Source organism: Microbulbifer maximicatervae (SeqCode) (assembly GCF_056232625.1).
This window is the reverse complement of sequence record NZ_CP174324.1, coordinates 3,652,203-3,678,891: the sequence shown is the minus strand read 5'-3', so window position 1 is coordinate 3,678,891 and position 26,689 is coordinate 3,652,203. Positions and strand designations below refer to the sequence as shown.

General features: G+C 48.3%; 27 protein-coding genes and 1 riboswitch. Of the genes, 15 read left to right on the top strand and 12 right to left on the bottom strand.

The window, feature by feature from the left end:
* Positions 1–17 precede the first annotated feature (17 nt).
* The 7 genes from ACJJI6_RS16020 to ltrA form a co-directional block, all read right to left on the bottom strand.
* A complete protein-coding gene (locus ACJJI6_RS16020) occupies positions 18–557 on the bottom strand; it encodes an SF0329 family protein (RefSeq protein WP_475711203.1) in 540 nt (179 codons plus the stop codon).
* A gap of 426 nt (positions 558–983) precedes the next feature.
* Positions 984–1,289: a hypothetical protein gene (locus ACJJI6_RS16015; RefSeq protein ID WP_445355285.1), complete on the bottom strand. Its 306-nt coding sequence runs from the start codon at positions 1,287–1,289 to the stop codon at positions 984–986.
* A gap of 43 nt (positions 1,290–1,332) precedes the next feature.
* Entirely contained in the window at positions 1,333–1,554 is a 222-nt protein-coding gene (locus ACJJI6_RS16010) for a hypothetical protein (RefSeq protein WP_475711201.1), read from the bottom strand.
* A 101-nt stretch (positions 1,555–1,655) separates the two neighbouring features.
* Positions 1,656–1,796 carry a hypothetical protein gene (locus ACJJI6_RS16005; protein WP_475711199.1) on the bottom strand — a complete coding sequence of 47 codons (141 nt, stop codon included), beginning with the start codon at positions 1,794–1,796 and terminating at the stop codon, positions 1,656–1,658.
* Positions 1,786–1,968 carry a hypothetical protein gene (locus tag ACJJI6_RS16000; protein ID WP_475711197.1) on the bottom strand — a complete coding sequence of 61 codons (183 nt, stop codon included), beginning with the start codon at positions 1,966–1,968 and terminating at the stop codon, positions 1,786–1,788. The genes ACJJI6_RS16005 and ACJJI6_RS16000 overlap by 11 nt, the downstream gene beginning before the upstream one ends.
* Positions 1,965–2,504 carry a hypothetical protein gene (locus ACJJI6_RS15995; RefSeq protein ID WP_152450519.1) on the bottom strand — a complete coding sequence of 180 codons (540 nt, stop codon included), beginning with the start codon at positions 2,502–2,504 and terminating at the stop codon, positions 1,965–1,967. Before ACJJI6_RS15995 ends, ACJJI6_RS16000 begins: the two co-directional genes overlap by 4 nt.
* A gap of 1,310 nt (positions 2,505–3,814) precedes the next feature.
* Positions 3,815–5,113: a group II intron reverse transcriptase/maturase gene (gene ltrA / locus ACJJI6_RS15990; protein ID WP_475711195.1), complete on the bottom strand. Its 1,299-nt coding sequence runs from the start codon at positions 5,111–5,113 to the stop codon at positions 3,815–3,817.
* 520 nt (positions 5,114–5,633) lie between these two features.
* Between ltrA and ACJJI6_RS15985 the strand changes: the two genes are divergently transcribed.
* Together ACJJI6_RS15985 and csrA are read left to right on the top strand one after the other, a co-directional pair.
* Positions 5,634–5,825, top strand: coding sequence for a hypothetical protein (locus tag ACJJI6_RS15985; protein WP_475711193.1), 192 nt, complete (start codon positions 5,634–5,636; stop codon positions 5,823–5,825).
* A 24-nt stretch (positions 5,826–5,849) separates the two neighbouring features.
* Entirely contained in the window at positions 5,850–6,038 is a 189-nt protein-coding gene (gene csrA, locus ACJJI6_RS15980; protein ID WP_475711191.1) for a carbon storage regulator CsrA, read from the top strand.
* Positions 6,039–6,147: 109 nt separating this feature from the next.
* Here the strand turns inward: csrA and ACJJI6_RS15975 are convergent, their stop codons facing one another.
* From ACJJI6_RS15975 to ACJJI6_RS15960, 4 genes are all read right to left on the bottom strand, one after another.
* Positions 6,148–7,983 carry an ATP-dependent nuclease gene (locus tag ACJJI6_RS15975; protein ID WP_475711189.1) on the bottom strand — a complete coding sequence of 612 codons (1,836 nt, stop codon included), beginning with the start codon at positions 7,981–7,983 and terminating at the stop codon, positions 6,148–6,150.
* Positions 7,980–9,629: an ATP-binding protein gene (locus ACJJI6_RS15970; protein ID WP_475711188.1), complete on the bottom strand. Its 1,650-nt coding sequence runs from the start codon at positions 9,627–9,629 to the stop codon at positions 7,980–7,982. The genes ACJJI6_RS15975 and ACJJI6_RS15970 overlap by 4 nt, the downstream gene beginning before the upstream one ends.
* A gap of 454 nt (positions 9,630–10,083) precedes the next feature.
* Positions 10,084–11,856 (bottom strand): bifunctional protein-serine/threonine kinase/phosphatase, encoded by a 1,773-nt coding sequence (locus tag ACJJI6_RS15965; RefSeq protein ID WP_475711187.1) that lies wholly within the window; start codon positions 11,854–11,856, stop codon positions 10,084–10,086.
* 101 nt (positions 11,857–11,957) lie between these two features.
* Positions 11,958–13,433: a NarK family nitrate/nitrite MFS transporter gene (locus ACJJI6_RS15960; RefSeq protein WP_475711185.1), complete on the bottom strand. Its 1,476-nt coding sequence runs from the start codon at positions 13,431–13,433 to the stop codon at positions 11,958–11,960.
* 412 nt (positions 13,434–13,845) lie between these two features.
* Between ACJJI6_RS15960 and ACJJI6_RS15955 the strand changes: the two genes are divergently transcribed.
* From ACJJI6_RS15955 to ACJJI6_RS15900, 12 genes are all read left to right on the top strand, one after another.
* A complete protein-coding gene (locus tag ACJJI6_RS15955; protein WP_444936850.1) occupies positions 13,846–15,147 on the top strand; it encodes an MFS transporter in 1,302 nt (433 codons plus the stop codon).
* Positions 15,148–15,290: 143 nt separating this feature from the next.
* A complete protein-coding gene (locus ACJJI6_RS15950; RefSeq protein WP_413664020.1) occupies positions 15,291–16,538 on the top strand; it encodes an alginate export family protein in 1,248 nt (415 codons plus the stop codon).
* Between the two features lie 196 nt (positions 16,539–16,734).
* Positions 16,735–16,885, top strand: a riboswitch (molybdenum cofactor riboswitch).
* Entirely contained in the window at positions 16,874–17,851 is a 978-nt protein-coding gene (gene moaA, locus ACJJI6_RS15945) for a GTP 3',8-cyclase MoaA (protein ID WP_413664021.1), read from the top strand. It overlaps the preceding riboswitch by 12 nt.
* Positions 17,852–17,855: 4 nt before the next feature.
* Positions 17,856–18,455: a molybdenum cofactor guanylyltransferase gene (mobA, locus tag ACJJI6_RS15940; protein WP_475711184.1), complete on the top strand. Its 600-nt coding sequence runs from the start codon at positions 17,856–17,858 to the stop codon at positions 18,453–18,455.
* A gap of 2 nt (positions 18,456–18,457) precedes the next feature.
* Positions 18,458–19,000 (top strand): molybdenum cofactor biosynthesis protein B, encoded by a 543-nt coding sequence (gene moaB, locus ACJJI6_RS15935; RefSeq protein WP_108731355.1) that lies wholly within the window; start codon positions 18,458–18,460, stop codon positions 18,998–19,000.
* Between the two features lie 3 nt (positions 19,001–19,003).
* Positions 19,004–19,495, top strand: coding sequence for a cyclic pyranopterin monophosphate synthase MoaC (moaC, locus tag ACJJI6_RS15930; protein WP_282951931.1), 492 nt, complete (start codon positions 19,004–19,006; stop codon positions 19,493–19,495).
* Between the two features lie 21 nt (positions 19,496–19,516).
* On the top strand, positions 19,517–19,762 hold the full coding sequence (gene moaD, locus ACJJI6_RS15925) for a molybdopterin converting factor subunit 1 (RefSeq protein ID WP_475711182.1): 246 nt from the start codon (positions 19,517–19,519) through the stop codon (positions 19,760–19,762).
* Positions 19,725–20,252 (top strand): molybdopterin synthase catalytic subunit MoaE, encoded by a 528-nt coding sequence (gene moaE / locus ACJJI6_RS15920; RefSeq protein ID WP_475711181.1) that lies wholly within the window; start codon positions 19,725–19,727, stop codon positions 20,250–20,252. Before moaD ends, moaE begins: the two co-directional genes overlap by 38 nt.
* Positions 20,237–21,019 carry a molybdate ABC transporter substrate-binding protein gene (gene modA, locus ACJJI6_RS15915; RefSeq protein WP_475711180.1) on the top strand — a complete coding sequence of 261 codons (783 nt, stop codon included), beginning with the start codon at positions 20,237–20,239 and terminating at the stop codon, positions 21,017–21,019. The genes moaE and modA overlap by 16 nt, the downstream gene beginning before the upstream one ends.
* Positions 21,016–21,738 (top strand): molybdate ABC transporter permease subunit, encoded by a 723-nt coding sequence (modB, locus tag ACJJI6_RS15910; RefSeq protein ID WP_475711179.1) that lies wholly within the window; start codon positions 21,016–21,018, stop codon positions 21,736–21,738. Before modA ends, modB begins: the two co-directional genes overlap by 4 nt.
* Positions 21,738–22,856: an ATP-binding cassette domain-containing protein gene (locus ACJJI6_RS15905; protein WP_475711177.1), complete on the top strand. Its 1,119-nt coding sequence runs from the start codon at positions 21,738–21,740 to the stop codon at positions 22,854–22,856. The genes modB and ACJJI6_RS15905 overlap by 1 nt, the downstream gene beginning before the upstream one ends.
* Before the next feature lie 99 nt (positions 22,857–22,955).
* Positions 22,956–24,155: a hypothetical protein gene (locus ACJJI6_RS15900; protein WP_475711176.1), complete on the top strand. Its 1,200-nt coding sequence runs from the start codon at positions 22,956–22,958 to the stop codon at positions 24,153–24,155.
* Positions 24,156–24,209: 54 nt separating this feature from the next.
* Here ACJJI6_RS15900 and ACJJI6_RS15895 read toward each other — a convergent pair whose 3' ends face one another.
* A complete protein-coding gene (locus tag ACJJI6_RS15895; RefSeq protein WP_475711174.1) occupies positions 24,210–25,823 on the bottom strand; it encodes an MFS transporter in 1,614 nt (537 codons plus the stop codon).
* A 198-nt stretch (positions 25,824–26,021) separates the two neighbouring features.
* On the opposite strand from ACJJI6_RS15895, the gene narL reads away from it, so the two are divergent.
* A complete protein-coding gene (gene narL, locus ACJJI6_RS15890) occupies positions 26,022–26,687 on the top strand; it encodes a two-component system response regulator NarL (protein ID WP_108731363.1) in 666 nt (221 codons plus the stop codon).
* Positions 26,688–26,689 lie beyond the last annotated feature (2 nt).

Genomic DNA, 26,689 nt, shown 5'->3' with positions numbered 1-26,689 from the left:
TTAGATAATTAAATAATCTATGGGTGTTGCGTTGAAGAGGTTTGTTCTGTGATTGCCGGGGCTTTAATACCTTCAGACTCCAATCTTATGCTCAATAATTTCTTTGCTAATGGATGCAAAGTTACTGCATCAATCTCTTTGAGTCTACGCTTACCTAAACGCTTATCCAGTGTGGCTAGGGACTGAATCAATGGATTCTCGGAGTTTATAGCTTCATCAATTTTGAGGGTATGAACGAATTCCCAGCAGGCTTGATAGGCATCTTGCCGAGATAACTCTCCATATTCCATCTCACCATAGGATATTTTCTGCTTTTCACTTACATGCTTAGGCACTTCGGAATCAGTAACCCAGCGATTATCCTTTCGATAGTAATCACCACTCGCTCTATTCCAAAAAGCCCTTGTACAGAAATTTGCTATGACTTCCTTATCAAGTGTCAACCAGGCATGTCCACATGAACAGTTTCCATAACTGGTACTGTTAATAGAGATGCGGCTATCCAGGGATGGAGAAAACTTTTCTTCAACTAGAGATTTCAGCTTGCTCCATTTCATTGGGGGATACTCCTAATTACCATTAACATCTCACGGACAAATGGATTCAAATGCTGTGGCCAATCAAAGATTAGGATTCTGATAACTGCATCCTTCTAGACGAGAGCACCAGAACTCTACGCTTTTGTTGTAAGTTACTTTTATAGGGTTGTCCATTTCTAAATGTTTGATCCATGGAGCATATAGATACTTATTAAGATTAATACCCAGTTGAGAATAAGCTAAGGCTTGAGTAAAGAAGCCTAACGTATACAAACTTAAAATCATTAAAAATAAGATCATTATCTTCTTCATTTGGTTATAAAATATATCAGCAGGATTGAAAATCATTAATACTCATAGATGCTATCTACTCGGAGAGCTAAGGACGTCAACATCTGGATAGATCGCGGCTGCGCGCGCTCTATCCTTCCTTCCTAGCTATGTCTATTGCTTATCGACTTCGTTTTCCCACTCTTCTTCATAGCCTAAGGCTTCAAGGTGTGCCGAAATGGAGTTCATTAATTTTTCGTTCCAAAATTCAGCTCCTTCATTCCATTGAAGCTTTACTCCGTTATTTTCGTCCTCAATTGATGCATCTACCATAGCCCAAAAGAAACGACAGATATGCTCAGCTTGAGATTTGTTTAAAATAATGCCATTTTGAAGGAATTGTAGGCTAAGTTCGTCATCTAACTTCTTTGCATAGAACTCTGCGTATTCTTTTTCTTCAGGAAACTTATAAGTAATCATAGCTAAGAAACAGATTCTAACCTTTGCGATAGATAGCTATAAATCAACCCTTAGACCTTACCGGATTTAAAGATGGTCCCGAAGATTCAGCCTCTTCTATTTCTCGATTAACCAGAGCTAACAAGCGTCCTAAATACACAATATCATCTTGAATTTCTGAGAATTTTTCTTCTTCACATTCTTCTTCTGTTGTTTGGTTTAGAATGCCTTCATAGGCCTGAATAGAAGCTCTAATATAGGTAAGATCTTTGTAATTAAATGGCATTTTACACCTTTTGTTTCATGTACTTACAAGGTGTTGAAGTACAAATCTATACATGTCCAAGCTTATTACCTTGTGTCATACAGAGCTACTATATATAAGATTCATAGTTTCTTCTGGTTTTTTAATCTATTTGACTTTATGGCCGTTTCAACCTCTTTAGCTTCTTTCAATATTTTAGATTTGTTTTTCTCAACAAACTTTCTAATATCTTCCTTACTAATCTGTTTGTCTTTAATCGTCATTTTTTCGATCTCTCATACGGTCGATTTCAGTTGGGTTTGTTTGTTTTCCCGATGGTTCTTCTATTGTTGTATCTTTTGATTTCTTTTTCACTTCTTCAGCATGTTTCTTCATCTTTGAGCGGATTTTATTAATTCGATCCTTCTCTTCTTGTGAGAATTTATAGTCACTCATAATTTTTTCATTCCGACTCTTTTTCCGTGATAGATTTCAGGCGCTGAGAATCCTTGGCTTTCGTAATAATCTATTGCACCTTTTACAGGGTCTAAAACCCAAACCTCATCAGCACTAATCAAGTTGGCATAAACAGTAGCTCCAAAAGATAATATTGGAAAGACACCTTCGCCCAAAGGATTTGGTCTTACCGGTGTGGATTCTATAAGGTTCATTCTTACCTTTGTGCCATGCTTGGATGCAAAGCCATAACAAAGCCCACAAAGTTGATTCTCATACCAAACTGACATTTCATATCTTTTTGGCTTCTTTTGATATGCATTAAATTCTGGCTCCCAGTCCCAACTGGCTCTCGAAGATCTTAGATTTGCTCCTCTCATCTCTTTCCAAGAGTCAGCCAGTCTTGCTGTCTTCAAACTAATGCCCTTTATTGATGACTGAGGCCATGATTCCTGTGTAATAGACCAAACCTCTTCTCTGAGCGCTTGGTAGTATCCAATAACAGAAGGGTAATTGTGAAAAGTTAAATCTTCCATAGTATTTCCTATACTTAAATCAAAATATTTCCACTATATTCAAAGAGCTATTTTCTCTTAGTTGGTAAGATGCCGCAAAGTTTGATCCAGTTTCTAGATTTACTCGGACAGTTCATGGTGCCCAAGGTGGCTGTTGTCGAAATTTGAACCATGGTTGTATACAGCACCAAGCTCTGCTGAAAACATAAGTAGAGTCAAAGCTGGGGCTTATGATTTTCAGCAGGAGCGTCCTGTTAAAGTGGATAACTACCCTTTCCACTGGTTCCTTCGAAACAGCTTCCAATTATGATTAGAGATATTGCTAGGAAAATAGTCATCCCAAGCGTTTGGTAAACATTTTGGTTGACGACGGTTTCTAATCTTTATTGGGATCTCTAGTTCATTTTCCAACGAAGCATAGTATTGCTTCATCTCGTTCTTGGTTTTAGGGTGTCGAAAATACCCCATATGGATCTCCATTAGCTATGAATTGCTAATGGAAACCAAACCCTCTTTTTAACAGTAGATTTCTATAGTTCATGCTTTCCTGCCAAAGAGCTTTAATAGTGTGCTCAACTGAAGCTGGATCATATCACTTGTCGACCAATGTCAAAATGGCAAACAACTATACTTAGAACCGATATATCAATCGGTAAGTTATCCAGTACAGGCGAAAAAACACCTATGCAGAGATAGGAACAAGTGTACCGATTAAATGGAATTTTAAAGACTTTATGAAAACGGCATCGCGACTAAAAAGAGACAATCTTTCGTGTCTCACTGCAATACTTTCAACCCTTAGGCTATTTGGATCTTTTCTATCGACACAAGAATGACACACGGAGTGGTGGTTTTATGATTAATTGCTTTTATTTCTCATGTGAAAGCGAGTAAAGAGTAACCACCTAAACTATCATTCTTATGGATAACGCAAATTATCTAAGCTAAGGAGCATAAAAATATAGGCACAAAAATGATCTTATTAGATTTTATTCAGTTTGTTTTAGTGTCAAAGCTGCGTAAAATCGATTGATATTTATTGGTATTTTGGCCGGAATTGGGTGGCCTTTTGTGGGCCGATGACCAAGGACCAAAGGGATTCGAGAGAATCAAGACCTCTAAGAGTTTTCTAAAGAACCATCTTCTCACAGGAGAACGGTAGCGTGACGTAAGAGAGAGTAAAAGGCGCTGACCCAAGGTGCAGCAACACCAGGGGCCAGCTGACCAAATTGATAAGCAACCTATCAAAAGTCGAGTAGACCAAAGGAACTTCCCCTTCGACCTCTCACAGAACCGTACGTGAACCTCTCAATTCATACGGCTCTTCGTATTCAGCACATTTTCAATCTTCCCATTCTCCAGTGTGCAAACAAGCCGCGCATTTGTTGACGAACCTTACCAATAAAGGCCCAACTCTTGAAACAGCTTCGCTTCAGATGCTTAAACTTCTTCCTAGCCCAACGCATCAGCGTTTGATCAAGATACTTCTGTAGCCGATAAACACCATATCTCCGCCCAAAGTGACCATAATAGTTCAGCCAACCCTGTATTGCGGGATTAAGTACCTTTGCCATTTCAGATAGTGATCGATCCACCCAGTTAATCACACGCCACTGCCTAACCTTATCCTTGATCCTCTTGAAAGCTTTAGGGCTCATTGATGGACCAAAGGCGGTGAAGGTTTGTCCATGGCGATTCTTTGCTTTCCTGGGACCAAATCGATAACCCAGAAAGTCAAAATGAATCACAGGGTGGTTGTCTTTGCGGTTGCTGTTCTTGCAATAAACCTTGCGGGTTTTCTCTGGATGAGCTTCAAGCCCGCAGGAAGTCAGGCGTGCCTTCAGCGCTGCCAGTAAGCGATCTGCTTCCCGGGGATTACGACAATGGTAAACCGCATCATCAGCGTAACGCTCAAAAGGAATTTCTTTGTGCGTTCTTACCATCCAGACGTCCAGCGCGTAGTGCAAAAACAAGTTCGCCAACAGTGGGCTGATTACGCCCCCTTGTGGAGTGCCTTGTGTTCGCTCTTCAAACTGTCCATCCTGATGCTGTACCGGAGCCGTCAACCAGCGCTGCACATAGAGTCTGACCCACCGATGATCATTATGTTTATCTAATGCCTTCAGTAGGAGTTCGTGATTAATATTGTCAAAGAAACCTTTGATGTCTAAATCAACCACCCAGATTCTATCCCAGCATCGTTGTCGAGTTCGGCGCACTGCGTCTATAGCAGACTTACCTGGTCGATAACCGTAGGAGTCAGGGTGAAAGACCTTCTCCAATTCTGGTTCCAGCAGTTGCTTAGCCACCATTTGTGCAATGCGATCTTCGATTGTGGGAATACCCAGTGGTCGCAGGCTGCCATCGAGCTTCGGAATATCCACTCGTTTGACGGCTGATGGAAAATAGCTGCCAGATGACATTCTATTCCACAGCTTGTACAGGTTTCTGGCGAGATTCGATTCGTACTGCTCTATCGTTATCCCGTCAATCCCCGCACCGCCTCCATTGGCCTTGATCTGCTTCCACGCTTCCCAAACCGCCCGTTTGGGAATATTGAATGGCTTTGCGCTAATCGTTAATTCCTCCCCCTCTGGGTTGATTACACGGTTAGTCGCCGAATACGACAACCCCTTCGCTCCACGACCATTACAGTCACTTCTCCACTACTACGGGTTGTTCCGCCCCTGTGCCCAGTCTTGGTACTCAACGTCTTGTAGGGCCTCTACTTGACGCTCTTCCTTAACACCTGGACGACAGGTTCTCCTGTTCCACCCAAAAGCCTGTTGTGTGTTCACGCCGCCTTTATGCCGGATGTCACTTGGTCGGTAAACAGGTAACCTCCAAGCTTATCCCCGCACTTAGCCAGTGCACGGGTTTTGACATCATCTTGGTAATCCGCTTTCGACACCTCATCAGCGGTTCATTTGCATTCGTCTCTACACAACATACCTGACGTATCTCGTACGCCTTTTCCTCAAGCGCTTCTAACCAAAGCTCTTTACTCCGATCACCTTGAGGCGGTTTGTTACCACTTCCTGCAAAGCGATAACGGAGGGCCGACCTCCATCTCCTGGATAGCACGTATTTATTTATTTTTTTTATTTATAAAAAATAAATTAAAAAAAATACTCAGGACGCACTGGCTATATGGATCATACGCTAGAACCCCGCTCGTCTTCAATAAAGTGGAGTACATCCAGCGGCTTGGAGCGATTCCCCAAGCTCTGGAAGCGTTGTGCCTGCCTTTTCTTCTTCTATGCCTACCGTTCCCGCGCACCACCCCGTATTTCCTCACAACGTTACTTTCTCAGCCTTCCATCAGAGAAGGTTTACCCATGATTTGAGTATCAGTAGGAAATCAATATGTTGATCTTAAAGCGCCGGACAGGTGAGAACCTAAGGATTGGAGCCAATGTTTCAGTCACTGTATTGGAAGTTAAGGGTAATCAGGTGAAGATAGGAATACGTGCTCCCAAATCTCTATTCGTTCATCGTGAAGAAATATATGTGCGAATTAAAAAGGAGTGGGCCATGAGAAAAAGAATTCTCTAAGAAACTTATCACGATTATTGTATGACCGAAGCTGTGGCAAATTACAGTGTCGAAATTGGAGTAATTTGCCCGCTTATTTAAATCTTTAAAAAGACTATTATTAACTGAATCACCTTCTAATAAAATTAACTAACTCCTCCATCCTGTTTTTCAAGTCAAGAACTGAACAGTGGGTTTTATCTAATTTGTTAACGACAGATTTAGCAATTGAGACTTTCTTATTTGCATAACTCAATGCGATATTGTTAATTGAGGTGTTATCTATTTTGGTTTCATTTTGGTATTGATAGCAATTGGAAATAGCCATATCGAATGAGGAAAATTTTTCAAAAATAAAGTCGGAGGATTGTGTTCCCTTTAATTCTAATTTTTTATGATTATTCCCCCTGCCAATGGATTCACGTTTGAAACCTTTCTGCGTTAGAACTTCAAATAATAAATTTTTATCAATATAGTTTTCAATTTCACGGCCTTCCGTAATCCAAACTTTGATATAATCTTCAACAGATGAATCTAGGCCAGTGTTATCAGTATTGGCTTCTTTAAGCCTACCTAACATGGAAGTTAAATAAGCTTTAAAGGTATCATTATCCCGTTCTTCTTGAGAGGAACAATCAGAGTCAGCTATTAAGTACGCTTTTCTGCTGGTGCTTAAAATGTTTATCATGTTCTGATCGATATCATCTAGCGCTGTAAAAGATGCAAGGTTTGTTCCGCCAAAGTATAAAAAAGAATAGTCCTTGCCTTCTTTAAGTTTTTCATCAGAAAATAAATCTATCCATTTTTTCAGATAAACTCTATCACTGGGTCCTTCAACCCAAATAACAGTATTGGCCTGCAGAATTTGAGAAGCTTTAACGCCTAGGGAGTCTAATGTTTCATAGTGCTTGATTACATTATCATTTGGGGTAATCAGGCTAGCACCATTTTCTGATTTTAAAGTTCTATATATGGCCCAGTTTTCATTAAGACAGTCAATCAGGGATGGGGAATGAGTAGTAATAAAGAATCTGTGACTATGTAGTTCATTCTCAAATATGTTCACTAGTTTAACGACAGCTTCTGGATGTAAGTTAGCTTCTGGTTCCTCCAGAAATACGTTTAAATTTTTATCTTTATTAATCCAAAGGTGTGATAGTAGCATCACTATTTGAGAAACACCTGTACCTAACTGATCTAATGAAAAAGATAATCCCGATCTGAATTCAATACTCAAATCTGTATCCACAATATCGATGTTGACTATTTCTTCAGCTAGAATATCGGTCAGCCATTGTTTAATTTGTTTTTTATATCCGGCCCAGTTTGATGGGGTTGCCCTGTTAAGTCTTAATTTATCTAATTCCTTAATTATTTTTGCGCCATCAAAATAGTAGTTTTTTTCATTGTTTGAATTGCGCGAATGATGTCGGATAGGGTCGACAAATACTAAGGAATTTAAGAAGCGACTCCAATAGAATTCGTTATCATTAAAGCCGGCCACATCATCAGTGGGATCTACCCATATATCTGCCTCCAAATTTGAACAAATTTGATCTCGGTCATTGAAGATTGGTTTATCATTTATTTTTATATTTAAGACTGAAGTGTTGGAGCTAACGTTGTGACAGCAATCTAGAGATACTTTACTCTCATTCGTTCTATAAGAAACATTATCATCTTCGGTAAAGTTATTATCCTTTGAAAGGATAATTTCGCATTCTATTTTATTTTTGCCCCAATTCCAGGTTTGGCTTTCATCAAGTTCAGTGGCAACTGTAATCGGTTTTCCAGTGAGAAGCTTTTCATGGGCTATACTTTTCAAATAATTAAAATATTTAGATAAATTCGATTTTCCTGAATTGTTTGGCCCAATTAGTAGATTTATCGACTTTAGATCTTTTATATCGACTCCATCTAAATCATATGATCGCCAGCCACAAAGTTTTATAGAGTCAATTTTCATTTTAATTTATCCTGCTTATGCCAGGAGTTCATCAGATTTTTAAGTGAGTAGTTTTCAGGTTTTCCTAATTTCCAAGATCGATGGTACCTAACATCATTACTTTTAGGCATTGGGTTAGGCTCCCTAAATTGAACTTTCCTTGGTAAAGAAATAGAGTCACCGGAAACAAATGCTTCACCGTCTCGAAGACTAGGTAAGACATCAACTTGACCAGCTAATGTGTCAGGTAATAATCTTTTAATTTTGTTTTGGTCTAGATCATTGGTAAGCCTAAGAGCTATATATGTTCCACATTGTGATAATACGGTCGTAGAAACATTTGATGGACGTTGAGTGACAACTGTCAAACCAATACCATACTTTCTACCTTCTTTAGCAATTCGTTCAACACGTTCTTTTGAAATGTTGAATTTTGAGCTACTATCCTCAGGAATGTAGGTATGAGCCTCCTCTAAAACTAGATTAAGGGGGATGTTTTCAGGATCTAAATCCCAATACTTAAAATCAAAACATAGCCTTGAAATAACTCCAACACATACAGCTCTTACTTCAGCCGGTAATCCACTTAAATCAAGTATATTTAGATAGCTCTGATTTTTAGTCAAGCCTAATAAAAATTCGAAATATTCTGCTATTGACGTTTCGTTATTAATTTTGTTGTGCAGAAATGAATACCTTGTATCTCTCCGAACTGCTTCGAGTTTTAGGATGACACTTTCATATGGTTTCTTGGCAGTAGCATTTGCTTGAGATTCTCTTTCATTTATTAGTTTATCTAAAAGAGCATCAATATTGAAAAAGATTGGTGTATCTGCAGAGACTACTACTTCATCAATATTTCTTTTTTTGATTTCATCCTCTTTTAGTTTTGTTATGAGTCTCTTTATTATTGCTTTTTGATTTGAGCCTGGCTCAAGATTGTAAACCCCAAAAAACTCTTCTAAATCTAAGAACCAATATGGAAGTGAAAAATTTGACCAGGGGATGGCACTTGTCTTTTTTCTAAAGATCTCATTTTGTGTATCTTTTCCATAACCAAATGCCGATGGATACTCATTGTGGATGTCAAAAAACAATATGCGGGGATGCTCATAGCTAGATAATATAGATTGGACTATCGATGCTACCGTACAACTTTTTCCACTTCCGGTTGTACCTAATATTGCAGTGTGTCTACCCATGAGTTTATCCAGATTTAAGTATGTCTGGTTATCATCAATTTCATCAGTAACACAAAAATGTTCCTTATCTTCTCTCTGATCTATACCTATTAATTGATTTACTTGATCACTACTCAGAAAGTATGTATCGCAATTAATTGTAGGAAGACGTTTGGTGCCTCTCTTGAATTTTCCTTCCACTGCACAACCCAATATCGAAAGCGTTACGACCTTTCTCTCTTCTCTAACTATATCAAAGCCATAATCTGTCCTTTGGGTTTTTTCAATCTCAGTTATTTGCACCTTACTAATTGTGCAAATAGTATTGCCATGTGCGCCGCCACAGTTCACATAAGCGCCAACTTCGGCGCAGTGTTTGATATTTTCAAATTCACATTCCAGAGATTCAGCATGAAGTTTTATCTCACTTCCATCAACTTCTTTAATCTTGCCAAACTTTAAAGCCTGTTCTCTTAATGTTGACACTGTGTAATTTCCTTATTAATTTTTCTGAATAATTTTTAATTGGCCTAAATTTTAAATTGTCAAAGCCTATTTAATAGTGTGTTCTTCATAATATCACTTCTCAATATGGCCCAGTAATGGGTGGCAGTCTGTTGAGCATGAATAATAAGCATATTAGTCATTTATGGCATATGGTTGCGCTGTTAATATTTTGACTCTGTAATAGATATCTTATTTTGGGCTAAAGGCCTGTCAATAATAATCAATGGAATTAAGAGTCATATTTATAGATCTAGGAAATGGTGTTTGATATTTGTTTTTAAATTTTTTATGTGATTACCCAATGGTATAGGGTATATGAAAACAGTCAAAATATTTCGTAATGGGGGATTATTAGCTTAAGTTGAGTATCTTGAATGGATATTCTAAGTCAGATTATTTCCTAACTAGAACTATCGTTTCAAAAACACGATTTTTATGCGCTAGACGAAAACAACGCCGCCACCGCCAACAAAGTAGCCACCCAAATCCCACAAAGGATCTTCCAAAACAAAGAAGCATCCCCTTTCTCAGCAGGATCTTCCCTTAGGTAATCCGGGTTGGGATTGGCCAGATCGCGCATAAATTCCGTTAGGGTGGAGTAGCGCTGTTCCAGGTCGATACTGCATCCGTGTTCCAGGGCGCGGTCGAACCAGATGGGGACTACCGGATTAAACTGACTGGCGGTGCGGTAGCGCAGGCGTTCGAAGTCGGCGTGGGAGCGGCAGTTTTCAATTTCCTCGCCGTAGGGCAGTTCGCCGGTAAACATTTCGTAGGCAATGGTGGCGAGAGCATAGACATCGCCGCGAATACCGCTGTTGTGCCCAAGGATATAGTGGGGGTCGGAGTAGCTGGCGGTGCCCAGCGCTTCCGGGTGCTCTAGGGGGCGGAAAATCTCGGCACTGCCGGCGACATAGACCGAGCCAAAGTCGATAATTTTTACCCGCCCATCATCGTCGATCATGATATTGGCCGGGCGCAAGTCCTGGTGAATAGTTTCCTGATCGTGGAAGGCCTGTAGCCCGGTGGCAATCTCCTTAAGGATGCGAAACGCCTCTGCGGGTTTGGGGAAGCGGTTGTGGGTGATCCACTGCTCCAGGGTGCTGCCCTGCACATACTCCATCAGGTAATAGAGCGCGGTGCGCGGGCGGGTCTGGCGGTGCAGGCGCACCACCTGGGGGCTGCGAATACGCAGGCCTATCCACTCTTCCTGAATAAAGCGGTCGATATAGTGGATATCGTCCTCGTAATTTATCGAGGGAGTTTTCATTACCAGGATTTCCCCGGTGGCACTGTCGCGCACCAGGTACAGCTGGCTGCGCTGGGAGGAGAACAGCTCCCGTTCCACCTGGTAACCATCCAATACCATGCCCGGTTCCAACTCCGGGGGGAAGGGCAGGCGGGTAAGCTGGCGGCTGTAGTCGTCCAGGGTGGTTTGTGGCAATGCTTTTACCTTTACCACTAATGCGGAGAGATTATCGTCACTGCCGTTTTCCTCGGCGAGGCGCACCAGGGTTTCCGCTGTTTCCTGTTCGCTTAGTTGGGTATCTGCCAGCAGCTCGCGCAGCACATCCTGTTTGATAAAGTCGTGCACGCCGTCGCTGGTAATCAGCAGTACATCGTCCTTAGCCAGGCTGAGCTGGCCGTAATCCACTTGCAGGCCGGTATCCATGCCCAGCGCACGGGATAGCATCTGCTGGCGGTGGGCCAGGGTGATGTTGTGGTCCCGGGTGAGACATTTAAGGTTGTCACCGCGCAGGTGATAGATACGGCTGTCGCCGATATGGAAATAGTGGGCAGTGCGGGATTTAAAAATCAGGGCAGAGAAGGTGCAGAGGAAGCCCTTTTCCTGTTGGGGAAAGTCGTGGCTCTTGCGGTATAGCTTGCTGTTAATTGAGGCGAGGATTTTCTGTCCGGCGTGGGCCACAGACCAGGTATCCGGCACCTTGTAATAGTCCCGCACAAACTGCTCGGTGGCGGTGAGGCTGGCGAGGGCGCCGGCTTCGGCAGAGCTGACGCCGTCTGCCAGTGCCGCTACCGCGCCCAGGTATTCCTGTAAGTGCGGGTTGTCTGGCCAGTGATAGATTGCGGCATCTTCGTTCTGGGGTTTGATGCCGGCACTGGTGCAGAGGCCGTGGCTCAATCGCGGTGTCTGGGCTTCGGGGTTTGCCTCGGTTTCTGTTTGCACCCCGGAATTGGTTTCGCTCACAGCTTTCTCCTATCTCTTTTCGTCCCCTCAGACCAACGGCGAAAAACAAAGAAGGGCCATTGGCCCTCCTTTGCGTTTGTTGCTGGATAACTGCTTTCCAATCACTCCACGCTGATCAGCTGCACCGTGCCATCCGGTAGCACTTCGGCGATATTGCCTTTGGGCTCTTCCAGGAACAGGCAGGCGAAGAAGATCACCGCTGCTGCGCCGCAGATAATCAGGAAGAACTGGCTGTAGCTGACATAAGACAGGGCGGTAAGGAAAGTAACCGCACCCACGTTGCCGTAGGCTCCGGCCATACCGGCGATCTGCCCGGTCATACGGCGCTTCACCAGGGGTACGACGGCGAATACGGCACCCTCACCGGCCTGCACGAAGAAAGAGCAGCACATGGTGGCAACTACCGCAGCGGGAATCCACCAGCCGCCGTTGATCTGGCTCAGAACAAAGTAACCCACTGCCAGGCCGCCGATCAGGAACATCAGGCTGCGGCGGCGTCCCAGTTTGTCAGAGAAGTATCCACCGGTTGGGCGAGCCACTAGGTTCATAAAGGCGAAGCCAGAGGCGAGTAGGCCGGCCTTCACCGGGCTCAATCCTTCAAAGGTTTCCAGGAAGAACAGGGGCAGCATAGAAACCACGGCCAGCTCTGAGCCGAAGGTGACGAAGTAGGCCAGGTCGAGGATGGCTACCTGCTTGAAGTTGTATTTCTCCAGCTCGGGCACACCTTCGCGCAGGTGGTCTTTGTTTACATTCCAGATCATGCGGGTCTGGAAGGCAAACAGTACTACCAGCAGTCCCCACATCACGTAAGTGGCATTCTGGCTCAGTAGGGCTACGCCGCTGGGAGACAGTTTGTAAGCCAGCGCCGCCAGTGCCAGGTACATGGGCACATTCATCAGCAGGTAGAAGTAGAAATCCCGCTTGCTGGTGACTTCCAGGCCGCCACTCTTCTTCGGCTTGAAGTAAGTGGAACCTTTAGGAGTGTTGCGGGCAACGCGGTAGTAGATGAAGCCGTAGAGGCCGGCGATGATGCCGGTAAGGCCCAGGGCATAGCGCCAGCCGTCTTCACCGCCGAACAGCAGGGCGATGGTGGGCAGGGTCATGGCACCGGCAGCAGAACCGAAATTCCCCCAGCCGCCGTAAACACCTTCTGCCAGGCCAACTTGTTTGGCTGGGAACCATTCACCCACCATGCGGATACCAATTACAAAGCCGGCACCCACAAATCCCAGTAGGAAGCGGAACAGGGCCAGGGATTCATAACTGTCTGCGGTGGCGAAGCCCAAACAGATTAAAGATGAGGTCATCAGCAGCCCGCTGTACACCAGGCGCGGCCCCAATTTATCCACCAGCATACCGATAATGATACGGGCGGGGATGGTGAGTGCCACGTTGAGGATTAACAGGGCTTTTACTTGCTGGCTGGTGAGGTCGAACGCTTCCTTGATAAAGACCATCAGCGGAGCGTGGGAGAACCACACCACGAAAGTCAGGAAAAACGCAAACCAAGTAACGTGCAGCGTCTTTATTTTGGGATCGCCCCAATTAAATAAATTGAGGCCGCTGGATTGACTCATGACTATTTTCTCCGGCTTCTCAGAAATTTTTAGAGGTGGATAGGGTCATGACCGATAGTATTTGAGCAGCGCCAGAGGGAAAGTGCGCAAAAGGGGTAAGTGGAAGGGAAATCGATTTGTATATGGAAGGGAGTAACCCCTTGGGGTTAGTAGCTCGGAGTGGGTAGGGGCGGTTTTTAGTGCGTTTCTACCCCTGTGGGGGTAGTTGGCGGAAATTGATAATGATTAAAAAGGGTTTTTGGGAGTAATTGTCGCTAGCCGATTTTTTGTGCATCTTGCCAATAGCTTGCCTCTGTAGATTTATCGCCCCCGCTGTATTTCTGTGATCACTTTTCTAGGGCGGGGGCTCAATGCGGTGCATAACCGGGGTGGTAATTAATTTTCGACAGCCAATATTTTGGAGATGCCTGCCGTGCAATATACACAGCAACTCGCCGGGCGCGCGCTGATATTTGCCTCGGCCATGTTCGCCGCTAACTTTTCTGTTTGGACGCTCTACGCGGTATTGGGGGTAGAGATTCGTGGGCAGTTGGATCTGTCTGCAACTGAATACGGGGTTCTACTGGCTGCGCCGATTTTGAGCGGGGCGCTGTTGCGTTTTCCGGTGGGATTACTGGTGGAATATTTTTCTGCGAAAAAGCTGATTTTATTGCAGATGCTGCTGTTGCTGCCGGTGCTATTTTTGTTGCCCTTTATCGATAGCTACGGGGCCCATTTGCTGGCGGGGCTGTGGTTGGGTATTTCCGGGGTGTCTTTTGTTTTGGGGATTCGCTATATCAGCCCGTGGTTCGAAAGAGGGCGGCAGGGTACTGCGATGGGCATTTTTGGTGCAGGAAATGCCGGAGCTGCAATTACCCTGGCATTGGCTCCAGCCATTCAAAATTGGTTTGGGCGCGAGTGGATAGGGCCGGCTTATGGAGCCGGGATTATCCTGATGATGGTTTTATTCGAATTTTTTGCACCAGAGGAAACCCGCTATATGCGCAGCCGGGGAAAACCGGATCTGCGCAGTCATTTAAAGCCGTTAACGCAAATCCGGGTTTGGCGTTATGGGCTCTACTATTACTTTGTTTTTGGCAGTTTTCTCGCGCTTTTATTATGGTTGCCGAATTACTATCTGTCGGTGTACCAAGTCAGCACACCAGTAGCAATGGCACTCACCCTGCTGTTTGTGGCCCTTTCCAGTTCACTGCGCGCTTTAGGGGGTTGGTTTGCCGATCGCTACGGTGCGCGCACCGTCAATTGGAGTGTTTTCTGGACCTGCCTGGTCTGTCTTTTCTTCCTCAGTTACCCGCCCACCAGCATGACAATTCACGGGGTGGAACGGGATGTGCATTTAAATATTGAAGTGGGTATTGAGCTGTTCACTTTACTGCTACTGGTTATCGGTATCGCCCAGGGATTTGGCCGCGCGTCTGTTTACAAAGCGCTGCACGATAATTTCCCCGCGCATATGGGGAGTGTTGGCGGTACCGTAGCCACTATTGGTGCCCTCGGTGGTTTTACCCTGCCTGTTCTTTTTGGTATCGCTCAGGACTTAGTAGGTATCCACAGTGCGGCCTTTATGCTGCTCTACGGTGTGCTCGCTATTTGTATGTTGGTTATGTATTTGGCGATTCAAAGAGAAAATTATATGCAGCGTTTACAGTACGCACAGCAAAATAATTTCCTGCTTGAGGAAACCAGCGAAACCGAGGCTTTGCCGGATAGGTAGTGCCCACTACCAATAAGGGATTACGCCTGAGTAAAGGCTAGGGAGTAAAGATTAATTAAGCAGGAAAAAATATATGGTTTCAGTCGAGTCTGAAAAATTGTAATTTGTCACTGTTCACTCCGTTGTTGCAAAGGAAAAGCGTCATGACCGTTTCCAAATTCCCAAAAATTCTCGGTGCCTTACTGTTGGGGGCATGCAGCACTGTTGCATTGCAGGCCGCTGCGCAGGAAAGTGAAAATGCCACTCTGGTGGATGCGTTGAAATCCGGTGAAGTCGGATTGAATCTGCGTTACCGAGTAGAAGTTGTCGATCAAGATATCTTAGTTGACGATACTGTCGATCAGTATGATATGGAAGAGGAAGCTGTTGCATCCACGTTAAGAACCCGCCTCAACTGGCGCAGTGGCAGCTACCGTGGCTTTACCGGCTTCCTGGAAATGGATGATGTTACTGCGATTGGTAATGACAGTTACAACTCCACCACCAATGGCAATATCGACCGCCCGGTGGTGGTTGATCCAGAAGGAACTGAAATTAACCAGGCCTATATTCGCTATAGCGGTGGGAACTCCATAATTACCGCAGGTCGCCAGCGTATAAATCTGGATGGACAGCGATTTGTCGGCGGTGTTGGCTGGAGACAAAACGAGCAGACCTACGATGGTGTTCGTTATCAGTACGGCAGTGCCGATAGCTTCCAGTTGGATTACAGCTATGTGTACAACGTTAACCGTATTTTTGGTGAAGACAGTTCCAATTCCGATATGGGCGGTGATATCCAACTGCTACACGCGATTTATCCAGTAGCTGAAAATCACAAAGTCAGCGCTTTTGTTTACAATCTGGATTTGGAAGATTCTGTCAATAATTCCAGCCGCACTTATGGAATAGATTACAAAGGTAAATTTGGTCCGGTAAAAACCAACCTCAGTTATGCCCACCAGTCTGAAATTGGTGATAGTAATCTGGACTATAGCGCTAATTACTATTTGGCGGAGCTGGGGGCCGACTTGGGTCCGGTTGCGACAAAACTTGGTTATGAAGTTTTGGGTTCCGATAATGGCGTTGGTTTTAAAACCCCGCTGGCAACCCTGCACAAATTCCAGGGCTTTGCCGACAAATTCCTGGCAACCCCCGCTGACGGTATCGAAGATTTATATGTTGGCGGCTCTATTAAACTTGCCGGCGGCAACCTGGGCTTGACCTATCACAACTTTGAGGCAGCTGAAGGCTCTACAAGTTACGGGGACGAGTGGAACTTGAGCTACGGATACAAACTCACCAAGGATATTTCCGCCCTGGTTAAGTACGCCGCGTTTGATGCCGATGATGACTCCACAGGGCTTACTAACACCGATAAGCTCTGGGTTATGGTAACCGCTAATTTCTAAGCGGCTGAAAGAACTCCTTAGCGAGGCCCCCGGCTTTGGCCGGGGTTTTCCCCGCACCTTGAACCTGTTTTTATAATTTATAAATTTTAATCGACTGAAGCTCCACGTTTTGATGTCTCCTCGAGGAGCATCAGTTCGAGCACCAAGGGAGTACCACCTTTGCCCCAAGCATAAATTAACCAGCTTGATACACTGACATCAGTTTAAACACCGAGTCCCGCTACCTAAACCGCGTCGTTTTTTATTGACGTTGCAAGGTGCCGGGACCGTGGCCGTACCGGCCACCAGGGTCTAGCGGGAAACTGCGCGGCCTCCCGACATTGGAAAGGCGTTTAATGTTACAAGACAATTTTGGCCGTAGGTTTTACTACCTGCGCCTGTCCGTGACGGACATCTGCAATTACCGCTGCAACTACTGCCTGCCCGAGGGCATCGGTTGCGGACGTTCCCTGGAAGGGGAAAATCCTCTCTCAGTCGCTGAAGTGGGCACATTAGTGCGCGCTTTCGCTTCACTGGGTACGGAAAAGGTACGCCTTACTGGCGGAGAGCCCTCCCTGCGCAAAGACCTGGTGCCGCTGCTCGAAGCCGTGCGCGCTAGCGATAAGATTCGCCGCTTAGCCATCACCACCAATGGTTACCGCCTGCCCAGTCAGATTGACGACTGGCACCGCGCGGGCTTGGATCAGGTGAATGTCAGTATCGACAGCCTCGACCCGGCTCAATTCCACCATATCACCGGCCACAATCGCCTGGATAAAGCCTTAGCAGGCCTGGATCGCGCTCTGGCCTTGGGTATCGATACCAAGGTCAACGCAGTGCTGATGCGCCAGTACAACCTGGCCGAGCTGGATAACTTCCTCGCTTGGGTTCGCGAGACTCCGGTGACCCTGCGTTTTATTGAATTGATGCGCACCGGCGATAACCGCGAGTTCTTCGCCAGCAATCATGTCTCTGGTGGCGATATAGAAACCCTGCTGCTGCGGGAAGGTTGGGAGCAGGTGATCCGCACCCGCGATGCCGGTCCGGCGCGGGAGTATTTCCACCCGGATTACGCCGGTCGTATCGGCCTGATTACCCCTTACGGCAAGGACTTCTGTGCAAGCTGCAACCGCCTGCGGGTATCGGCCCAGGGCAAGTTGCACCTGTGCCTGTTCGCCGACCAGGGCTTTGATATGCGCGAAATCATCGCCGATGGCGATAGCGAGGCGCTGGCAGCTCATATCCGCGAGTTGATTGTGGATAAGACCGCAGGCCACCAGCTGCACGAAGGTTTTACCGGCGCTACCCGCAACCTGGCGATGCTGGGGGGCTAGGGTTATGGCCAGGGCTCTTGTTAGTAAATCGACAATCGGCGTGGTGCTGGCCGGCGGCCGCTCCAGCCGGATGGGCCGAGACAAGGCCCTGCTGGCCCACCCCCAGCAGGGCAATTTCTTGCAGCATGCTGAGGCATTGCTGAGTGAGCTTCCGCTGGAAAAAGTCGTCACCAGCGGCGCCCGCCCCGGAGCGATTGAAGACCTGGTGCCAGAGCGGGGTCCACTGGGCGGCCTTTATTCGGTAGCCCTGGCAACCGGTGCCGATGCAGCCCTGGTGATCCCGGTAGATATGCCCCTGCTCGGGCGGGAGCACCTCGCAGAGTTATTGGCGGAGGGGCAGGCAAGTGGCCGGCCCTGTTATTTTGAAAACTTCTTTTTTCCCCTGTGGCTGCCTTTAAATGGCGACTGCCTGGATTATTTGCGCCGTGCCGTTGAGGGCAGTGCGCGCAATTCTGTCGGCGCGCTGCTGCGTCACCTGGGGGCCAAATCCATACCCATAAAAAGTGCCGGCGATTGGCATCGCAATATCAATACGCCGGCAGATTATCTCGGCTTGAGTACGCCGGATAAAACTCCAGAAAACAGTTTTTTGAGAGACCACTGATTATGTCCGCACACGCTAGCAAAGAATTTGTACCGCTCAATATCGCGGTACTTACCGTATCCGATACCCGCAACGAGCAGACTGATACCTCTGGCCAGTACCTGGTGGAAGCCCTCAAAACTGCCGGCCATCAGCTCGCAGATAAGCGCATTACCCCGGACGATGTTTACCAGATGCGCGCGGTGGTCTCCGCCTGGATTGCCGATCCGAAAGTGCAGGTGGTATTGGTGACCGGCGGTACTGGTTTTACCGATCGCGACTCCACGCCGGAGGCCCTGAGCCCGTTGTTCGATAAAACCGTCGACGGCTTTGGCGAGCTGTTCCGCCATATTTCCCTGGGGGATATCGGTAGCTCCACCGTGCAATCCCGCGCGCTCGCCGGCCTCGCTAACCGCACACTGATATGCTGTATGCCCGGTTCCACCGGAGCCTGCCGCACAGCTTGGGAAGGCATATTGCTGGAGCAGTTGGATGCCCGCCACAAGCCCTGCAACTTTATCCCCCATGTGCGCTTTGCCAGCGCACCCTGCGAGAGCCGGGGGTAATTTGTGAGCCAGTTAACCCACTTAAACCAGCGCGGCGAAGCCAGCATGGTGGATGTTACCGAGAAGGACATCACTGACCGCAGTGCCCTGGCCGAGAGCAGCATCTGTATGAGTGCAGAGGCTTTTGCACTGCTGAGCCAAGGGGCGCACAAAAAAGGCGACGTGCTCTCTGTAGCTCGTATCGCCGGCATCCAGGCCGCCAAGAAAACATCGGATTTAATTCCCCTGTGCCATCCACTGGCATTGACCAAAGTAGCGGTGGATTTCGAATTACAGCCGGAAAAGCACAGTGTGCATATCACCGCTTTCTGCCGCTTGGCCGGTCGCACCGGAGTAGAGATGGAAGCGTTAACCGCAGCTTCGGTAGCGGCGCTGACCATTTACGATATGTGTAAAGCCGTGGACCCGGCGATGGAAATCGGCCCGACCCGCCTGCTGCAAAAAACCGGCGGTAAGCGCGGCCACTGGCGCGGCGATGCTGCGGACAAGGCGTAAAAATTTCAGAGGTGTAAAGCGATGGTAAAGGTTCTGTTTTTCGCGCGTCTGCGCCAGCAATTGGGCATGGGCGAGATTACCCTGGAGGGCTTTTCCGGCAGTCTCAGCGAGTTGCGCAAAACCCTATGTGAACAGCACCCGGATTGGAGCCCGCATCTGCAAAGAGACGATATTCGTATGGCCCTGAATCAGGAGCTGGCAGAAACCGGAGCCCAGGTGAAGGCTGGGGATGAAGTTGCATTTTTCCCGCCGGTTACCGGCGGTTAGTGGTGCCAATATGAAAGCCGTTGATCGTATTGAAGTCTGTGAAACGCCCCTCGACGTAGCGGCTGAATATACTGCGCTGCAAGGCAACAGTGGTGATGGTGCCTGCGCCCTGTTTGTGGGTTCGGTGCGTGATTTCAATGCCGGTAGTGATGTCTGCGGCCTGGCCCTGGAACACTATCCGGGCATGACCGAAAAAAGCCTGCAACGGATTATCAATGATGCCCGCGATCGCTGGTCCCTGGGGCGTGTGACTATCGTCCACCGGATTGGCCCCATGCAGATCAATGATGAGATTGTTTTTGTCGGCGTTACCAGCCCCCACCGCCAGGCTGCCTTTGCCGCCTGCCAATACATCATGGATCGCCTCAAAACTGAGGCGCCTTTCTGGAAGCGCGAAGCGGTTGCGGATGAGTCCGGTAAGCCTTCAGAGCGCTGGGTCGAAGCTCGGGCCAGTGATGCTGCGGAGATGGAAAAGTGGTCCGCCGGCTGAGCCTGCTGCTATCCGCTTTACTGGTGGCCATCGTGCTGCCGGTTAATGCGGATAACTGCACCTTGCGGGTGGCGGTAGCGGCCAGCTTCCGACCGGCACTGGAACAGGTACTGCCGGAATTTGAGCGTCGCCATGCCTGTGTGGTGCAAATCAGTAGCGGCAGCTCCGGGGTGCTCTACCAACAAATAGCGCACCGCGCGCCCTTCGATTTATTCCTGTCTGCGGATCGTGAGCGACCTGAACTGTTGGAAAAGCAGGGTGGGGCACTGGCCAACAGTCGTCAGACTTACGCCCTGGGTTTACTGGCTCTCTGGCACCCAAAATCGGAATCGAATATCGAGCAGTTACTGCAAACCTGGCCCGATAAAATTGTATTAGCCGATCCGAAAGTAGCGCCGTTCGGCAGTGCCGCACGGCAAGCGCTGCAAAGCCTGGATTTGTGGAAGAAAAAACAAACTCAATTAGCCCGGGCCCACAATGCAGGCCAAGCCTATTTAATGCTGGATTCCGGCAATGCGCAGCTGGGCTTTGTCGCCGCCAGCCAGATGCAAGCAGCCGGCCGCGACAACTATTGGCTGTTGCCGCAGCATTTGTACAAACCCATTGAACAGCAGCTGCTGATTCCCACCCAGAGCCGTCGGCCTAAAGAAGCGCAGTCCCTCGCTGACTATTTGCGTTCAGCGGAAGTGCAGGTGCAGCTACAGCACTTGGGTTACGGTGTTTTGCCGACTCAAGATCGAAGTAGAGATGGAGGGAGTGGCTTATGAATATCGCCACTGCCGACTGGCAGGCCTTGTGGCTAACTTTAAAATTGGCCGGATTAACCACCTTACTCCTGTTTATTATCGGCGTGCCCTTGGCCTGGAAATTGAGCCAATGGCAGAGCCGCTGGCGCCATGGCATAGAGGTATTAATTACCCTGCCGCTGGTACTGCCACCCACGGTGTTGGGTTTTTATTTACTGCTTTTATTTTCCCCCAACTATGCCCCCGGGCAGTGGCTGTCACAACTTTTTGATGGCCCTTTGGTGTTTTCCTTTACTGGCCTGGTATTTGCGTCAGTAATTTATTCCCTACCGTTTATGGTGCAGCCGCTGCTAGCCGCGTTTAATGCCAATGGTCAGCGCCTGACCCAGGCTGCCGCAGCACTGGGTATACCGCCCTGGGCGGCACTATTAAAAGTTCTTTTGCCGGCGAGTCGCGCCGCTATTGTGAGTGCCTGCGCTTTAACCTTTGCCCATACCCTGGGTGAGTTCGGGGTAGTGCTGATGATTGGTGGCTCTATTCCCGGTGAGACCCAGGTGGTTTCTATCGCTCTTTATCAACATGTGGAGGCGATGGAATACGGTGCGGCGCACCGGCTGGCCTTGATGTTGATGGGAATTACTACGGTACTGCTACTCGCTACCCGTTGGCTGGGACATAGATTGGCCCCGCGTGGATTAAACAGTGAGCGCGCTAAACCGGTAATGGGGGTGCTGGGCTAATGGAAATCACCTTACCCCTATTCGGTACTGCGTCTACCACTTCTGATTCCACCGGACTGAGTGTTGCAGGGCTGGTGACTCCGCTTAACGCTGCGAATCCCTGGCAATTAGAGCTGCCTGCTTCTGGAGTTTTTGGCCTTACCGGTCCTTCCGGCAGCGGCAAGAGCACATTACTGGCTGCTTTGGCGGGCCAGCGCCATTGCCGTGGCAATATCACTTTTGCTAATACAGTTTGGCAGCGCGGACGCCGCGCCCTGGCTACCCACAAAAGAACGCTTTCTTTAGGCTTTCAAGATAGCCGCTTGTTTGCCGGTCAGTCGGTGGCAGATAACCTGGCACTGGCCCGCCGTTACAGCCGCAGGCCACTGCCCGAGGAAGAGTGTGATCGGCTGCTAAAGGCTTTTGGTATTGATCCGCTACTCCATCAGCCGGTAGAGCTATTGTCTGGCGGAGAAGCGCAGCGTGTGGCTGTATTACGCCAGCTTTTTAACAATGCGCCGCTGCAATTATTTGATGAGCCGCTTTCAGCGGTTGACCGCGCCCAAGTACTGCGGCGCCTATTGCCGACCCTACGGGATTTCTGGGCCCGATATCCGGCACTGGTAATCTGGACCAGTCACGACTTTGATGAAATCCAGCTGCTGGCCCAGCGCTGTTTGTGGATGGATTCTGCCAATTTGACTGCACCACTTTCTTTACCTGAAGTTGCCCAGCGCCTGGATAGCCACGGCGTAGGGGATAGCTGTCGCAGCCGGATTGAAGCGCGAGTGGAATCCCTAAGCGATGGTCTGCTCACTTTGGATCTAGGTGGGATTTCCATCTTTGCAGATAGGGTGGCAGGCCGTTATCGAAAAGGCGATACCGCCGCTTTTCTGCTGGAAGCCGGAGATATCAGCCTCAGTGTAGAGAAGCCGGGCCTGTCCAGTATCCTCAATTGCCTGCCGGTAACTTTAGTTGCCAAGCAGAACCTTACCGATGGCCGCATTCGTTTACAGTTAGCCGCTGCTGATCAGGTGTTCTACGCAGATATTTCCCGTCTCTCCTGCGAGCGCCTAGAACTGCGTGAAGGCACTACCTACTTTGCCCAGTTTAAGGCTGGTAGTCTTGCCGGTTTGTAAGTAGTTCCAGGGCAATTTCTGAAAGTGCATTTCTTCGCCCCCTAAAACCCCAGCAATTTTTTTGCTAAGTTTGAATACTAGCTAATAATTGGTGCTCCTATGGGCGTTGTGTTGGGAATTTCCCTCTTCAACGAGGGCGATAAGTTTTACCGGGAAAAAGCACAGGTCGAGGGCTTACCTGTAGCGAAAGCTGTGACCATTGAGGATCTACATCCAGTACTTACTCGTTGCATAGAAGAAGGCGGGCACAACTATCGAGTAAGCCGCCTGGAATCGGGTGAGCTGGAAATTGCCGAGCTACTTGAGGATTGTGAGCCCTACCGGGTCGATGCTTTCCGTTATCAGCTTCGCCGAAAGGGCGACGCTATCGTTATCCACTCTACTTACAAAGACGATGCCTTGTACTTTCATCTGGCTTGCCGCGCAGCCAGTGGGCAGAGCGTTAAGATAGATTTCCACGGCGAGCACCCGTTTTATAACTATGACTCCATAGCGGAATACCAGGGTGGTAACTACCATCTGGCCAATTTCTTCGACCTTCAATATTTGCCAGGTTATATCGAAGAGCACTGCCGGCGATTTATACACTGCCCGGAGTATTGGTCCTTTACCTTCTTTATTCCGTATTTGGGCAAGGTAGAGCTGAGTAACCACACTTCCGATCCAGAACAGCCTCTCTACCACCTCGATTTCTATTGCCCGGAGCGCAAGCTAAAAATCTTCCAGTCGGCGATTGAGGGAGAAGGCTCTTACTATTTTCGCGACGCTATCTCGGCAGAAAAGCTGGTGCAATTGCTAGAAGATATGGCGACAGAACTGCTGCCAGAGCTGCAAGAAGCGGGTGTTAAGTCTTGCTTGAGCTGCTTTGAAGCTATTCATCAAGCCTACAGTGAAATTGAGAGCACCATTGAGACGGATGACAGTCTTGCCTCAGTTGCGGAGGATCTTATTGGGTACCAACAGAGTATCTGCGGCAGACCTGTCCAATACGAAGTCACTGAAAGTGCAGATGGATCTATTACTGTGCAGGCCTACTATTTTCAGGCTCCCGTAGGTTACAACCATACGGTTAGTGCTGAGGATATCGCAGGGGGCCATATCTATCTGGATAAGCTGCACGATTTAGATTTTTATGAGCAGATGTGTATGGCTATTGCCAGGCATCTATGCCCGACGATGCCGACCGTTGAAGACTTGGATGAAGTGACGATCTACTATCGCAGGGATACTGATAGGCAGCTGATTTCCAGCCTGCTTGAAGGTTCGGATATAACGCCGATATTGGTTCAGGTGAAATAAAAAAGGGGAGGTTAAACCTCCCCGCAACAGCGGTTCCCCGCCCGTGAGACCAAATTATGGATTGTAGAATTCACCGTTTTTGCGCAGGTAGAACCAGTAGTTAACTACCAGGCAAACTGCGTAGAAGATGGCAATGCCTGCCAGAGCGTATTCCGGAGTGGTGGCTTTGATCTGCTCGCCGAAGACCTTGGGGATATAGAAGGCACCGTAGGCGGCAACTGCTGAAGTCCATCCCAATACCGGGCCTGCCTGTTCTTTCGGGAACACCATGGCGATGGTGCGGAAGGTAGAGCCATTGCCGATACCGGTAGCGGCGAACAGCACCAGGAACAGCAGGAAGAAGGGTAGGAAGAACTCTTCCGGAGTGGCTGAGCCGTAGGCGGCCTTCATGTAGTAAGCCACACCCAGGGCACTACCCACCATGATTGCAGCACAGATTTGAGTAACCAGGGCTCCGCCGATGCGGTCGGAGATCCAACCACCTACCGGGCGAATCAGAGCGCCGATAAACGGGCCCATCCAGGCGTACATCAGGGCGCTGGGGCCATTGTTGTTGATGGTATCGTGAGTCATAACTCCATCCACCATTACGTGGCTGTATCCGAAGATCACCTTGATAGCCAGGGGGAAGGCCGCTGCGAAACCGATAAAGCTGCCGAAGGTCATGGTGTAAATGACACTCATCACCCAGGTGTGCTTGTTGTTGAAGATACGGTACTGACGCTGCAAGCTGGTTTTGATCTCACCGGGCAGCAGCTTCAAGCCGAACACGGTAGCAGTGATTACCAGCACCAGCACGATTTCCTTGGGCACGCCCCAGCCTGAACCATTGGCCGCTTCGGGAAGCAACAGCCACAGACCTGTAACTGCGGTGAAGAGGCCGATTCCCAACATCATGGTCATCTTCAACATCGCGCCGATAGAGCTGCCCACATCCGGGGTGACTTCATCGGTGCGCAGGTTGTTCATACCGAACCAACCTACAAAGGCCAGTGGAATCAGGAATAGCAGCCATACAAAACCGGCATTTTGAATCCACGCTTCAGAACCGGCTGGTACTTTGCCAATCAGGGAGCCAGAGCTGCTCACCAGGATCATGGGGTCGCCGCCGGCAGCGCCGAAGGCACCGAAGGTCATAAACAGCGGTACCAGGATCTGCATGGTGGTAACACCGAAGTTACCCAAGCCCGCATTCAGGCCAAGCGCCAACCCTTGTTTTTCCTTGGGGAAAAAGAAGCTGATATTGGACATGGAAGAGGCGAAGTTACCACCGCCAATACCTGACAGCAGAGCCAGCAGCTGGAATACCCACAATGGGGTCTCAGGATTTTGCAAGGCGATACCCGTGCCTAGGGCAGGGACCATCAATAGGGCCGTGGTAAAGACAATGGTGTTGCGCCCACCGAATAATCGAATAAAGAAACTACTGGGTATTCGAAGGGTGGCGCCGGTGAGGCCGGCAATTGCCATCAAGGTAAACAGGTCGGCTTTGGCAATGGGGAAGCCAAGGTTGAGCATTTGAACGGTAATAATGCCCCAGTAGAGCCACACGGCGAAGCCGCACAGCAAACTGGGAATGGATATCCACAAATTCCGGTTTGCGATTTTTTTGCCCTTGGACTGCCAGAACTTGCTGTCCTCTGGGGCCCACTCGTAGATGTCAGACACGGCGGCCACTCCTCCTCGAAATGATTCGTCCGGCCACTATGGGCCGGTGCTTATCCCTGCTCAATTACCAACAGTAAGTAACCCCTTTGCCCCCGCGCGTAATAGCTACCCATTTGGGGGTAAGCGCAGGCACTGAGCCCTGTGTTAAAGTCACTGTTCAGAATTAGTACAACTTACAGCAATGAAGCAGGACACCCCATGACTTCTTCTGCCACGGTAATGATGGTTGATGACCATCCTCTGTTTCGTAAAGGTCTCAAGCAATTGTTTGCTATGGAGCCCAGCCTGGAGTTGGTAGCCGAGGCCAGCAGCGGGGAGGAAGCGCTGGAGCTGGCCAAACAGCACGAGCCGGACCTTATTCTATTGGACCTGAATATGCGCGGTATGGACGGGCTGGATACCCTGAGGGCAATGCGTGCAGCCGATGTAGCCTCACGTATCGTGATACTCACGGTTTCCGATAACAATGCGGACGTAGTTTCCTGTATTCGTGCCGGTGCCGATGGTTACCTGCTCAAGGATATGGAGCCGGAAGATATTCTCGATCAGGTTATCCAGGCCACACACGGCAAGCTCGCTATCAGCCAGCGCCTTACCGAGATCCTCGCCTCCGCTCTGCGCAAACCGGACAATTCCGGTGCGGATACCCTGTCGACGCTCACCAGTCGCGAATACCAGATCTTGCAATTGATCGCCGATGGCCTCAGTAACAAGTTAATCGCCCGTGAATTGGATATCAGTGATGCCACTGTAAAGGTTCACGTTAAACACTTATTGAAAAAGTTGGGCATGCGCTCCCGGGTGGAAGCTGCTGTGTGGATGGTTAATCAGAAGCGACCGGAATCCCAAAACCGCAGCCACTAGTT